10 protein-coding genes are annotated in these 13,733 nt (G+C 45.6%); 5 read left to right on the top strand and 5 right to left on the bottom strand.

Features of this window, described 5'->3' with window-relative positions; genetic code table 11:
• Nucleotides 1-45: 45 nt before the first annotated feature.
• On the bottom strand, nucleotides 46-1,470 hold the full coding sequence (locus LVQ79_RS05810; RefSeq protein ID WP_151994867.1) for a sugar porter family MFS transporter: 1,425 nt from the start codon (nucleotides 1,468-1,470) through the stop codon (nucleotides 46-48).
• A 407-nt stretch (nucleotides 1,471-1,877) separates the two neighbouring features.
• Here LVQ79_RS05810 and LVQ79_RS05815 point away from each other — a divergent pair, with 407 nt between their 5' ends.
• Nucleotides 1,878-2,459, top strand: a complete 582-nt coding sequence (locus LVQ79_RS05815; RefSeq protein WP_232864223.1) for a sugar O-acetyltransferase — start codon at nucleotides 1,878-1,880, stop codon at nucleotides 2,457-2,459.
• 54 nt (nucleotides 2,460-2,513) lie between these two features.
• Nucleotides 2,514-4,124 (top strand): FAD-NAD(P)-binding protein, encoded by a 1,611-nt coding sequence (locus LVQ79_RS05820; protein WP_232864224.1) that lies wholly within the window; start codon nucleotides 2,514-2,516, stop codon nucleotides 4,122-4,124.
• A 91-nt stretch (nucleotides 4,125-4,215) separates the two neighbouring features.
• Here LVQ79_RS05820 and LVQ79_RS05825 read toward each other — a convergent pair whose 3' ends face one another.
• Both LVQ79_RS05825 and LVQ79_RS05830 read right to left on the bottom strand, forming a co-directional pair.
• Nucleotides 4,216-5,205 carry a LacI family DNA-binding transcriptional regulator gene (locus LVQ79_RS05825; RefSeq protein ID WP_151994870.1) on the bottom strand — a complete coding sequence of 330 codons (990 nt, stop codon included), beginning with the start codon at nucleotides 5,203-5,205 and terminating at the stop codon, nucleotides 4,216-4,218.
• 11 nt (nucleotides 5,206-5,216) lie between these two features.
• Nucleotides 5,217-6,185 (bottom strand): ROK family protein, encoded by a 969-nt coding sequence (locus LVQ79_RS05830; protein ID WP_232864291.1) that lies wholly within the window; start codon nucleotides 6,183-6,185, stop codon nucleotides 5,217-5,219.
• Nucleotides 6,186-6,437: 252 nt separating this feature from the next.
• Between LVQ79_RS05830 and LVQ79_RS05835 the strand changes: the two genes are divergently transcribed.
• Together LVQ79_RS05835 and LVQ79_RS05840 are read left to right on the top strand one after the other, a co-directional pair.
• Nucleotides 6,438-7,676, top strand: a complete 1,239-nt coding sequence (locus tag LVQ79_RS05835) for an oligosaccharide MFS transporter (protein WP_232864292.1) — start codon at nucleotides 6,438-6,440, stop codon at nucleotides 7,674-7,676.
• Between the two features lie 17 nt (nucleotides 7,677-7,693).
• The gene (locus tag LVQ79_RS05840) at nucleotides 7,694-9,808 is read left to right on the top strand and encodes a glycoside hydrolase family 36 protein (RefSeq protein ID WP_232864225.1); all 2,115 of its coding nucleotides are present in this window, start codon (nucleotides 7,694-7,696) and stop codon (nucleotides 9,806-9,808) included.
• Nucleotides 9,809-9,999: 191 nt separating this feature from the next.
• Here the strand turns inward: LVQ79_RS05840 and fucO are convergent, their stop codons facing one another.
• Complete coding sequence (fucO, locus tag LVQ79_RS05845; protein ID WP_232864226.1) at nucleotides 10,000-11,148, bottom strand: lactaldehyde reductase; 1,149 nt, start codon at nucleotides 11,146-11,148, stop codon at nucleotides 10,000-10,002.
• A gap of 38 nt (nucleotides 11,149-11,186) precedes the next feature.
• A complete protein-coding gene (gene fucA, locus LVQ79_RS05850; RefSeq protein WP_232864227.1) occupies nucleotides 11,187-11,834 on the bottom strand; it encodes an L-fuculose-phosphate aldolase in 648 nt (215 codons plus the stop codon).
• A gap of 501 nt (nucleotides 11,835-12,335) precedes the next feature.
• Here fucA and fucP point away from each other — a divergent pair.
• On the top strand, nucleotides 12,336-13,685 hold the full coding sequence (gene fucP, locus LVQ79_RS05855; RefSeq protein ID WP_255668742.1) for an L-fucose:H+ symporter permease: 1,350 nt from the start codon (nucleotides 12,336-12,338) through the stop codon (nucleotides 13,683-13,685).
• Nucleotides 13,686-13,733 lie beyond the last annotated feature (48 nt).

Raw genomic sequence — 13,733 nt, forward strand, 5'->3', positions numbered from 1 at the left:
AATAGATAAACCCTGATTCAGTCAGGGTTTATTGTTCTGGAGGAATTACTGCCCAATATTACGTAGTTTTTCACCCGCCATAAGTTTCTTCTCGATGTGTTCCAGTGTGACATTTTTCGTTTCTGGAATTAGCCAGAAAGTGACGCCGATAAATGCAATATTAAGAGCGGTATACATCCAGAATGTGGCTGCCGGGCCAACTGCATCTAACAGGCTCAGGAATGTGGCACCAATTATCATGTTCGACACCCAGTTAGTGGTGGTTGAACAGGTAATCCCAAAATCACGGCTTTTCAGCGGTTGGATTTCAGAGCACAGAATCCAAACCACAGGTGCGGCACTCATCGCATAGCCTGCGATACACATCATAGTCATACCGACAGACAGGTAAGACAAACCATCTGAAGCATTGCCATTATCAAACTGCATCAGGCAATAGCCCAACACCAGCGTGCCAACAGCCATAACGCTAAAGCCAATTTTCAGTGCCGGTTTACGTCCTGCTTTATCGACCATGAAAATAGCAATGAAGGTGGCGAGCATAAACGTCAGGCCGACAACAATGGTTGCCATCATCTGCTCATGCGTGGTTGTGAAACCCGCCATTTCAAAGATTTTTGGCGCGTAATACATAATGATATTCATGCCGGTGAACTGCTGCATCGCTTGCAACAACATGCCTAGGAATACGGCACGGCGCACGTTGCTGTTCATTTTGAACAGCTCCCAACCGTGCTGTTTTAACTTGAGGCTTTCACGGATATCCTGCAATTCCTGGCGCGCTTTCTCCGAGGTATCTCGCAACTTACTTAATACTTCTTCGGCTTCAATATGGCGCCCTTTAGCGGCCAGCCAGCGTGGGCTATTGGGCAAAAAGACAACCAGTATCAGCAGCAGGAATGCAGGAATTGCCAGCACGCCCAGCATCATTCGCCAGTCGCCGCTGTAGCTCAGGGCTGTATCTGATAAGAACGCCAGCAAAATACCCAGAGTAACCATCAGCTGATACATGCTGATCATTTTCCCGCGAATATCTTCCGTTGCCATTTCAGACAGATAAAGAGGAGCGGTGTATGAAGCAATCCCCACGGCCATCCCAAGGACGACGCGTGAGACCATCAATATTTCTACCGTTGGCGCGAGTGCTGAGCCGAGTGAGCCGATAATAAATAATATCGCTCCTGCCATAAGACTATATTTGCGACCCAACGCAGATGAGAGCCAGCCATTTGCAAGTGCACCGATTGCTGCGCCTAACATCATGGTACTCACAACCCACTCTTGCTGTTGGCTACTTAAAGTAAAATGCTGAGTAATAAAGGGTAAAGCACCAGAAATCACTCCGATATCAAGTCCAAACAACAGGCCCGCTACCGCCGCAGAAACGGAAACAAACAGTGTCATTCGGCGCGAGTCGCGCGCTCTGGTATTGAGGTGACTGGGGCAACCAGGCAGTACTTCATTAGACATAATAAATCTCCAAAATCCCGCAAGCTCAATGTAGTTTCCGAAAACCAATGACTGCACTTTATAAGATCTTTCCAGAAAGCGTCTGACTCCAGGCAGGCAGATATATGGATTATTTTGCTGTGGTGATCATTTGTGTGATGAGTGCGACATAATTGATAAATTCAGTGAATGACAATATAAATACATAAATAACAACCAGATAGCTTGAAGCTTTAGAGGTTTTTATCAGGTGTGGTCATAACAATGCAAATATTCGATATGGATAAATTTTGTTCTACTTTTCGGTGTTGTAAGAAACAACTGAATATATTGACGTTTGTGCTGACTATGCAGTTTACGAAAGGTAGTTATTTATCAGTTCTAAAAAATATGATTTAACAACATCAATTGCCTGTGAGGAGTTGAGAATGCGCGAATTTAGCAAAATGGTGAGTGGTGAAAATTATAATATTAATGACCCAGAGTTACGTGAAATCCGTTACCGGGTACGCGATATCGTTGATGAATTTAATGCATTAAGTGCCCGTGCCGTTACCGAGAAAGAGAGGTTAATTCGCACAATATTTGGCAGCGTTGGCGAAAATGTTCATTTCGAAAAAGGGATGCGTATTGATTACGGCTGTAATACTCATATCGGGAATAATGTATTTATTAATTTCAACTTTGTGCTACTGGATTGTGCGCCAGTGAATGTTGGTAATAACGTATTTATTGCTCCTGACGTACAAATTTATACCGCTCAACATCCGCTGGACCCTGATACGCGAAACCAACATATTGGCAGCGCACGGCCGATAAATATTGGCGATGATGTATGGATCGGTGGGGGAGTTATTATTTTGCCAGGTGTGACTATCGGTAAAGGCAGCACTATTGGTGCAGGAAGCGTGGTGAAACATGATATTCCTGCCGGAGTCATTGCTGCGGGTAACCCATGCCAGGTAAAACGAGTTTGTTTGGCAGATAAATTGCCAGAAACCGTTGAATGAGCCTAATCTCAACATAGAGATGGAAGACTTTATAACAACGGTGGGTGCAGATTGATGAAAAGAATCGCTATTGTCGGCGCAGGCCCTACGGGCATTTACACTCTTTTCTCCCTTCTGAAGAAGCTAGTGCCACTGTCCATTTCTATCTATGAGCAGGGCAGTGAGGCAGGGGTGGGTATGCCTTACAGTGATGAAGAAAACTCCCGAATGATGCTGGCCAATATTGCCAGTATCGAAATCCCGCCTATTTTTTCGACCTACATCGACTGGTTGCGCAGCCAAAGTGAAGATCATTTGGCGCGTTATGGTGTTCGCCATGACTCACTTCATATCCGACAGTTTCTACCGCGTATCCTTCTTGGTGAGTACTTCCGCGATCAGTTTCTGGAGCTGGTTGTTCAGGCAAAAGAGCAAGGATTCCGCGTGGAGGTTCATGAATCTTGCCAGGTCACCGATCTGGCGGCGACTACCGAGGGAGTAAAACTGTGGGCAGAAGGTGAACCTTCCCCAGCGTTGTTTGATCTCGTCGTGATTGCCACCGGGCACGTATGGCCTGATGAGGATAAGTCGACCCGCACCTTTTTCCCAAGCCCATGGTCAGGGCTGATGGAGGCTAAAATTGCTGCGTGTAAGGTCGGAATTATGGGGACATCGTTGAGTGCTCTGGATGCAGCGATGGCAGTGGTCATCCAGCATGGAGAGTTTGTTGAATCGGAACAAGAGCAAATCCATTTCAATCTCGATGAGGGGAGTGAAAAGCTTAATATTGTGCTTATGTCCCGATCGGGGATTCTGCCGGAAGCTGATTTCTACTGCCCAATCCCTTACGAGCCACTAACTGTCGTGACGCAAGAGGCGATAAATCACGAAATTTCAGCAGGGGCCGATGGTCTTCTCAATCGGGTTTTCGGCCTTATGGTTGAGGAAATTGAACGTGCAGACCCGGCATGGAGCAAACACCTGGCGCTCAATACGTTGGATGCGGATAGTTTTGCTGAAGCCTGGTTTGCTGACAGGAAAATGAACGACCCGTTTCACTGGGCTGAAGCCAATCTTTATGAAGTTGAACGCAATAAGCGCGACAAGCGAACGGTTCCCTGGCGTTACGTGATCCTTCGGTTACATGAAGCCGTCCAGTTGATTGTGCCTTATCTGGACGAGCAGGACCGGGAACGCTTTAACGTGGGCCTTGCACGAGTGTTCATCGACAATTACGCAGCAATACCATCGCAATCTATTCGCCGTTTACTGTCGTTACGCGAGGCCGGGATAATCAGCATTCTTACGCTCGGGCCGGATTATAAGATGGATGTAAAAGAGAAACAGACGGCGATTTCCGTCGGGCAAAATGTTTATGAGTTTGACGTTTTTATTGATGCCCGCGGGCAAAGGCCGCTTAAGACTAAAGATCTACCGTTTCCTGGCCTACGAAAACAGCTCGAGTCTGGCGGCGATGATATTCCGGATGTCGGTGAGGACTACATATTATTACAACCGGAATCTGTTCGTGGGCGCATTGCTTTTGGGGCGCTGCCATATCTGATGCACGATCAACCCTTCGTTCAGGGGCTGACTGTCTGTGCGGAAATTGGAGAAGCTATGGCAAAGGGGATATTTGAGTCAGCAGCTAATGCGCGCAGGCGATTACCATTTTTAGAGTGGTAACAACAAAGTCAGGGCTTCTTATTATTTAAAGAAGCCTTATATTTCGCTCAAGCCTAATGATTAAAGCCTGGTCAGGCTGGTGTGCTCAGCGTTACTTTTCTTTACCGCTGCTTTCTCGAATAACCAACTTCACTGGCAATAGCTGGTTTTTCTCCTGTAATGCATTAGAGAGTAATAAGCTGACTGCCTGATGTCCTAATTTATGTTTATCGACGGCAACTGTTGTTAATGAAGGACGTCCCCAAGCTGCGGTTTCAATATTATCAAATCCAACAATCGCCACATCCTCAGGCACCTTTAATCCACGCTGTTCGCACATATTAATGGCAATCATCGCGGTGACGTCGTTGTAAGCGAAAATAGCATCAGGGGGAGTGGGTAGGTTTAACAGTTCGTTCATCGCATAAATCAGCGATTGCTCTGTATCAACCAGTGGGGACGCAATCACTTCATATTCAGGCGGCATCAACATTTGTGCTTCATACAGCGCCTGGCGATAGCCTTTCTCACGCTGACGAATACTGTAATGGGAGAGTGTACTGGCTAAAAAAGCGATACGTTTTCGACCCAGTTTAATCAAATGTTGGGTGGCTAAATAACCACCATGAACATTATCAGGGTTAACACACGGCAGGCCAGGTGACCATAAGTCGACCAGCACCATAGGTAATTTCATCTGCGCGAGCGTAGCAATGAGTTGCGGTTCAAAGTATCCCGCACAAATTAGCGCATCAGGGTGATGCAGAAGAACCTGATCATTAATCGCATCATCCGGACCGATTGCCAAAAAACTCATCGCAATTCCTTTCGCGCGACAATTATCTTCGACGCCAAGTAGCAATGACGAATAGAAGGGCAGAGCACGCGCAATATCATGCTGACGATGTAGCAAGAAGAGAACCCGTTTTATCTTATCGCTGTGCAGTCGCGAAAAGTCATATCCTTGCTCTTCGGCGATGGCCACAATACGCTGTCGTGTCTCTTCTTTCAGGCCCGGTTGGCCCTTTAGCGCACGTGAAACTGCACCGACGGATACCCCACATGCCTGCGCAATATCTCTGATTCTTACTGGTTTAGTCATGCCTCTCCCGTTTAATTTCCTGATGCACCGTAGCGTTCATTCGCATCTTCCTTGTTGCGTTGAAAAGCTTGGTTAATCTTTTGATGGCCAAGCCACGCAGCACCTCTTACACCACTGCTGTCACCGTATTTCGCCGCAATCAGCGGGGTGCAACAGCTGTTGCCAAATACATACTTTGCCATACGTTGCTGTAACGATGTGTAAAGCTCGGCAATATTTGATACCCCGCCACCAATAACGATGACATCAGGGTCCAACAAATTCACCACACTGGCTAATGCCCGGGCAACTTGATCAAGAAAGTTGTCCCAACATTGCATCGCCGTAACATCGTTAGCTCTGACAAGAGAAATTATGTCAGGGACTTTACCATGTTTACTATAATTTTGATGGTATTGACGTTCAAGGCCGGTACCAGAAATAAATGATTCGAGACAATTATCCTGACCACAGTAGCAGCGAGATGTAATGCCATCACGTTGCGGATTGTAATGAGGCAGGGGGTTGTGGCCCCATTCTCCACTACAGGCATTTGGCCCAGTCAGTAAGTGCTGCCCAACGACTAAACCTCCTCCGCAGCCTGTTCCCAGAATTACACCAAACACAGAATGAAAACCCGCACCACTCCCATCGATAGCTTCGGAAAGGGCAAAGCAGTTTGCATCATTTGCTACAGCAACAGGTTTGCCAATTAATTCAGTAATATCAATAACAAAATGTTGTTTATTAATAATCTGAATATTCGAATTTTTGATCAGATGGGTTTGCGGATCCGGTGTGCCGGGTAAACCGATGCCAATACTAAGAGTTTCCGAAACATGCTTTTCTGCCTCCTGAATGATTCCACTGATGCTGTTCAGGAAAGCCGGATAGTTTTCCTTACAGGTAGGGTACCGCTGACGGTAAACAACGTTACCTTGCTCATCAAGCACCACCGCTTCAATTTTGGTTCCGCCAATATCCAGACCTAATCTTTTCATATTTTTCCTCAACATGTTTTTCAGTGTTATTTTTTTGATTACTAAAAATAGCATTTCCATGACGGATTTATGAGTGCCTAAGGAATATCACAATATCTTTTGTTGTTTTTTTATTGCGCAGATCACATTAAATGGCTTCAAAAAACAGAGGGTGTGATGCTTGTCACGCTTCAAGAAACAGTGATCTTTGCAGGGTTAATTTTAATCACTAAGGTGGCCTTGGTTTGTTTACTAAAAAATAATGAGGTGTCTATGTCTTCGTCAGGAAACGGGATACAAAAACAGAACTACCTTTTATCAAGCTTATGGTTTCTGTTCTTCTTTATCTGCTGGGGGTCTTGCTTTCCCTATTTATCTTTATGGCTTACTGAAAGAATCGGTATCAACTCTGCTGAAGTTGGTATGGTCTATACCTGCATTGCTACCGTCGCCGTCGTCTTCCAACCGATATTTGGCATTCTTGCCGATAAACTACATTTTCGAAAACATCTGATGTGGATGCTGGTCATCCTGATGATTGCATTCGCACCGTGGTGGATTTGGGTCTTTGCACCACTACTGAAAGTCAGTGCAATTGCTGGAGCGGCCGCCGGCGGTATCTTTATCGGCCTTGCTTTCGGATGTGGTTGCGGGGTCTGTGAAGCCTATATTGATAAAGTTTCACGTCTCGATGGATTTGAATTTGGCCGTGCGCGTATGTGGGGGGGGATTGGTGCCGCCGTAGGTACGTTTCTCTCCGGTAAATTATTTGTCGTCAACCCGGATTACATCTTTATTATGGCCAGCGCAGCAGGTGTTTGTCTTGCGTTGATCTTGCTGGTGTTTCGCCCGGGGAAAAATTTCCTTGGTAACGTCAGTTCTGAACGTGCGAAGGTGAATAAGAGCGATATTTTCGATCTGCTGTGCACCAAAAGATTCTGGTTTCTGGTGTTGTATATGGTGGGTGTCGGTGCTGTTTATGAAACATATGATCAGCAATTTGCGGTTTACTACAGCACGTTCTTTGAAAGCAAAGCGCGTGGCGCTGAAGTCTTTGGTTATTTATATACCGCGCAGATTTTCCTTGATGCCATGACAATGTTCTTTGCGCCAGCCATCGTTAACCGAATTGGCCCGAAAAATGCCTTACTATACTGCGGATTTATTATGACTTTCCGTATTATTGGTAGCGCAATGGCAACGGGACCAGTATTGATCTCAACCATGAAACTTTTGCATGGTTTTGAAAGTTCAATTCTTATTATTGCCACCCTGAAATATATTTCTGCTAACTTCGACTGGAAATTATCTGCCACGGTCTATTTAATCGGCTTCCAGTTTGCAAAACAGTTTAGCCAAATATTTATGAGCACGACTATTGGCGGTATGTATGACGTGCTGGGCTTTAAAGAGTCTTACACTATCCTTGGTCTTGTCGCTCTGGTATTTACGGTTATATCAGTATTCACTTTATCGCATAAACGGGTTCAGCCACTTATTCCTGCACACTAATTTATATTGAGGTTTTCATGTCTGACTTATTAACTATCGTCGAAAACGGTATTATTATGGTTTTCGACTTGGCGGAGCGCGCCCGTTTATTACACTTTTCGACTGAATTTTTTAACCCAGAAAACATTACTGATAATAGTGATGCTCAGTCGCGCTTTAATCTGGTGGAAGTGAATTTGTCCGGGCTTGATAAGCCACTGGAACGTCACGGTGCAGGTTTTACAGCAACAGCGCCGGGATATACATTACAGTTCGATTCCTTTAGTGATAACCATAATGATCAAGGGCGCAAGCTTATTTTTTTACTGACAGATACAGCCAGTGAAATCAGCGTTGAGGTGCATTATCAATTTTACAGTGAGCTATCAATTATTCGTAGTTGGACGGTTATTACCAATAAAGGAAGCATCCCGCAAACATTAGAGTATTTATCAAGCTTTGTCCTTAATGGTATAGAAAAAGATAGTTCTCCAGAGTGGGAGAAGAATTTCTCACTCCACATTCCGCACAATAGCTGGACGAGAGAATTACAATGGCGAAAATATAGTTTTGATGAGTTAGGTTTTACGCCGTGTATTCAAAAAGGATTGCAGCGTTCGTCAAAACCAATGCACTTTACTAATACCGGCGCATGGTCCACTAAAGAATATTTACCAATGGCTTATTTGCATGATAGTCATAACAACACGGGACTATTCTGGCAAATTGAAAACAATGGATCCTGGCACTGGGAAATAGGTGACCAGGCCGATCACTTGTATTTGCAACTAGGTGGGCCTAACGAATTTTATAGTCACTGGTTTAAGCAATTAAACTCTGGCGAATCGTTTACCTCCGTTCCTGTTGCTATTGGGGTGACTGCTCAAGGTTTTGACCATGCAATGGGCGTATTGACGCAGTATCGCCGTCGCATTCGTCGGATTAACGAGGATAACCAGAAACTCGGCGTTATTTTCAATGATTATATGAATTGTCTGTTTGGCGATCCGACCACCGAAAAATTATTACCGTTAATTGATGCTGCGGCTGCGGCTGGTGCGGAATATTTCTGTATTGACTGTGGCTGGTATGACAAAGGTGAGTGGTGGAACGGCGTTGGCCAATGGTTGCCGTCCGTAGAACGTTTCCCGGAAGGTATTGAGTTCGTCATTAGCTATATTCGCGATAAAGGAATGACCCCGGGATTGTGGTTAGAGTTAGAAGTCATGGGCGTGAAGTCGCCAAAACTGGCGGAGACTGATGATAGCTGGTTCTTCATGCGCCACGGGAAAAGGGTCTTTGATCGAAGCCGCTATCAACTCGACTTCACAAACCCGGCGGTTATTGCACATGCCAATGAGGTGATTAATCGTCTGGTGGATATTTATGGCGTTGGTTACATCAAAATGGATTACAACATCGAGCCAGGAATTGGTACCGAGCAAGGAGCTGACAGCTTTGGTGATGGGTTGCTGAAACACAATCGCGCTTATCTGAGCTGGTTGGATGATGTGTTCGCCCGCCATCCACAACTGATAATTGAAAACTGCGGTAGTGGTGGGTTACGCATGGATTACGCGTTGTTAAGCCGCTGTTCAATTCAGTCGACCAGCGACCAGGAAGATTATCTGAAATACGCCACGATTGCTGCCAATGCGCCAACGGCAGTTACCCCTGAACAGGCGGCTATTTGGTCGTATCCAATGCGCGATGGTGATGAGCAGGAAGTCATCTTTAATCAGGTATCGGCGATGTTGCTACGCATACATCAGAGTGGGCATTTAGCTGAACTTTCTGAGGCTAATTTTAACCTGGTGCAGGAGGCAATCAGTTTCTATAAAACGCTGCGTGATGACATTAAATACGCACTGCCTTTCTGGCCGCTCGGTTTGTCCCGCTTCTCGGATGAGTGGGTGGCTTTAGGGCTGATCGCACCAGGTGGAAAACGACTGCTGGCGGTGTGGCGTCGTGAAGGGGAACAGGCTGTTTGTGTGTTACCTATTAGCGAACTGGCGGCAAAAGAGGTTGTGATTAAGCAAGGTTACCCAACCACCATCACTCATGAGCCTCACTGGGATGGAACGCGTGGGGAGATGCGGATATCTATGCCTAATCGTTCGGCGGCAATCTTTGAAATTAACGCGATAAATTAAGATCATCAGGGGCCGCGTGTTATTCGGCAGCCCCTGATATTTAGAAACGTGGTTGTTATTCAGGCAATTTATCCCCGTCATACTTCAAATTGTTGATGCGTTGGCTGTTCGCCTTAGCCCCTTCGCGGGCCAGCGCAAGCACTGTTCAAAAGGCCAAAGCCTTTTGTTCCACAACTTAAATTATTTAGGGTTTATAGTGCTTTTAAATATAACTCGGCAATCTCTTCAATCTTCGCTTCACGAGGATTTCCTCCCGTGCACACGTCGTCAAACGCTGCCTGCGCCAACTCCTGAATATCTTCTTTACGCATCCCAACGTCTCTTAATGTCGCGGGAATACCAACATCACGATTAAGAGATTCTACTGCCTGAATTGCCGCCTCTCGCGCATGTTCAAGAGTTGCGTGAGTCACTTCAAAACCCATTGCCTGCGCAATATGACGATACTTCTCACCCGTAAATTCTGCGTTGTAGCGCATCACGTGCGGTAGCAAAATTGCATTAGCGACGCCATGAGGTGTGTTGTAAAACGCACCTAACGGGTGCGCCATTCCGTGAACCAACCCTAACCCGACGTTTGAGAATCCCATTCCCGCCACATATTGCCCTAATGCCATTTTCTCAACGGCTTCTGCTTTGCCTGCAACCGAATCACGCAGAGAAGATGCAATGATTTCAATGGCTTTAAGATGCAAAGCATCAGTGAGCTCCCAGGCGCCAAGAGTGATATAGCCTTCGATGGCATGGGTTAGCGCATCAACCCCGGTCGCTGCTTTTAATGAGGGGGGCATTCCGTCCATCATGTCAGCATCAATAAAAGCGGCCAGCGGGATATCGTGAGGATCGATGCAGACAAATTTGCGGCGATTTTCTTCATCGGTGATGACGTAGTTGACGGTCACTTCTGCCGCAGTACCTGCTGTGGTTGGAATCGCCAAAATCGGCACGCTTGGGCTGTGTGTAGGCGCCATGCCTTCTAAACTACGTACATCTTCAAATTCTGGATTGGCGCTGATGATGCCAATGGCTTTGCAGGTATCCTGTGGAGATCCTCCACCAATGGCAATCAGATAATTGGCGCCACTTTGCTGAAAAGCCGCTAACCCTTGCTGCACTACTTTGATGGTTGGATTAGGTGTAACGGCATCAAAAACCTGGTAATGAAGCCCAGCAGCATCCAGTTTTGATGTCACTTTTTCTACCACGCCACAGGCAACCAGTTGGGCATCGGTCACTATCAGTGCTTTTCCATAACCCCGGCGCATAACTTCTGGCACTAATTCATTGATAGCACCACGCCCAAACCATGACGTTTCATTCAAAATCATTCTTTTGGTCATTATGAAAATCCTTGCTTAAAAATGAATTTCTGGCGGGTTTATTCTTCAACACGCAGGCCGTAGCTTTTAAACTTCTCAAGCACAATGGCGATTTCTTCATCAGGCAAGACCGGGACGGAATCAGTGATTGGCAGAGTTGAAAGATAGAGCTTCGCTAAAACTTCAACCTCATGAGCCAACCAAAGAGCCTTCTGTAAGTTCGTTTCACAAGCGATCATGCCGTGATGCTGCAAAAGTGTGGCTTTACGGTTTTTAAGCGCTACCGCAACGTGTTCAGAAAGTTTTTTGGTGCCAAAGGTGGCGTAAGGCGCACAAGGAATAGTGCTACCGCCTGCTGCGGCAATCATGTAATGAATGGCAGGAATTGGGCGGTTAAGAATGGATATCGCGGTGCAATTTACCGCGTGGTTATGCACGACAGCATTGGCATCTGGGCGCGTCTGATAAGCTACCTGATGAAAGCGCCACTCGCTGGAAGGAACCTTTCCCTCTTCATGTTTACCGTCGGCATCGATATAAACAATCTGCTCCTCTGTGAGATTTTCATAAGGAATGCCAGTGGGGGTGATGAGTAACCCATCCCGGTAACGCACGCTGACGTTGCCAGCGGTTCCCTGATTTAGACCCAGGCGAGTCATTTCCAGACAGGTGTGAATGATTTCACGTGCGAGTAAATCTCTTTCCATTTTATTGCCTCTCTAAACTTCTTGAATAAAAAATAAACATGAATGGGGAATGTGATTTTTATCTTTATCCAGCAAGAGTTATTAAGAAGTTGCCAGTTCAGAAAGTGTGATCTTCATCAAGTTAAATGGCTTATTTAGATTCAATAACGCAATTGTGGAAATAGTAAAAATGTCCGTTTTATCTCAAGTGAATTTAAACGGGCAATTTATGACAATTTATGTCGTTAAATATCTAAAAGTGCCCGTTTTAAAATAAATAAAACCAATCGGGCATGCATGTTGTGTTTTTTATTCAATGCATGATGGAAACGGGCATATTAATTCTTTTACTGAAGTGATCATGCTCACACTTCACCTGCCAATAATGCTTAATGTGACTGAACTCATATTTTTAAGCGTTTTTTGTTTTAAGAATAGCTGCACTTACCGCACAAGCCGCATGATTGTCAGATTAGAAATTGGCTGACTGTATTGATTATGTTGCTGCGGAAATAAAAGCAGATGTACTTAATATTTAACGAGGGTGCTATGGGACAAGTTTCAATTCAGTCAGAGAGCTACTGCGTTGCCAGCAATGAGCGCAAAGGGAACTACGCCATTCCTTTTGCATTATTATGTTCACTCTTTTTCCTGTGGGCTGTAGCGAACAATCTTAACGATATTTTACTACCGCAATTCCAACAGGCTTTTACATTAACAAATTTCCAGGCTGGGCTTATTCAGTCTTCATTTTATTTTGGCTACTTCCTTATTCCTATCCCTGCCGGGATATTGATGAAGAAGATGAGTTATAAAGCCGGTATTATTACTGGGTTGTTATTGTATGCCATTGGTGCGGCTTTATTTTGGCCTGCTGCGGAAGGAATGAGTTATTCATTGTTTTTAATTGGTTTGTTTATTATAGCAGCAGGGCTTGGTTGCCTGGAGACCGCAGCTAACCCGTTTGTTACTGTGTTAGGGCCTGAAGAGTCAGGGCATTTTAGAATTAACTTAGCTCAAACCTTTAACTCTTTCGGAGCCATTGTTGCCGTAGTATTTGGTCAGGGCCTTATTCTTTCCCATGTTCCTCATCAATCAGATGACGTATTAAAGAGTATGACGCCTGACCAGCTTGGTGCTTATAACCACAGCCTGGTGCTCGCCGTTCAGTCTCCCTACATGATAATCGTAGCGGTCGTATTAGTTGTGGCGCTATTAATTGCGTTGACCAAGTTTCCTTCGATTCAAAGTGATTCCCATGACGAAAGTAAAGAAGCTGGTTCAGTCATGGCTTCTATATCTCGCCTGCTGCGTATTCGTCACTGGCGTTGGGCTGTATTAGCTCAGTTTTGCTACGTCGGCGCACAAACAGCCTGTTGGAGTTACTTGATTCGTTACGCTATCGAAGAGCTGCCGGGGACTACGCCAGGGTTTGCCGCCAACTATCTTACCGCCACCATGGTCTGTTTCTTCATCGGACGCTTCAGCGGCACATGGTTAATCCGCCGCTATGCACCTTTTAAAGTTTTGGCCATCTATGCCTTCGTTTCCATGTTGTTATGCATCATCTCAGCCGTGCTGGGCGGGCATCTTGGCCTGATAGCGCTGACTTTATGCAGCATGTTTATGTCCATTCAATATCCAACGATTTTCTCCTTAGGCATCAAGGGACTGGGCCAGGATACCAAATATGGTTCATCAATTATCGTGATGACTATTGTCGGTGGCGGGATTGTCACCCCGATTATGGGGTTCGTCAGTGATGCGGCGGGCAATATCCCGGCTGCTGAAATCATCCCCGCGCTGTGCTTCGCCATTATTTTCATTTTCGCCAAATTCAGATCAAACGTAATGCCGCGTGTAACGGCTTAAGCAATTCAACCTTAATAAGTGCAATTTACTGATTAATTTGAGGAATAA

The sequence above is a fragment of the Buttiauxella cochleicola genome (genome assembly GCF_021282405.1).
GTDB lineage: Bacteria > Pseudomonadota > Gammaproteobacteria > Enterobacterales > Enterobacteriaceae > Buttiauxella > Buttiauxella massiliensis.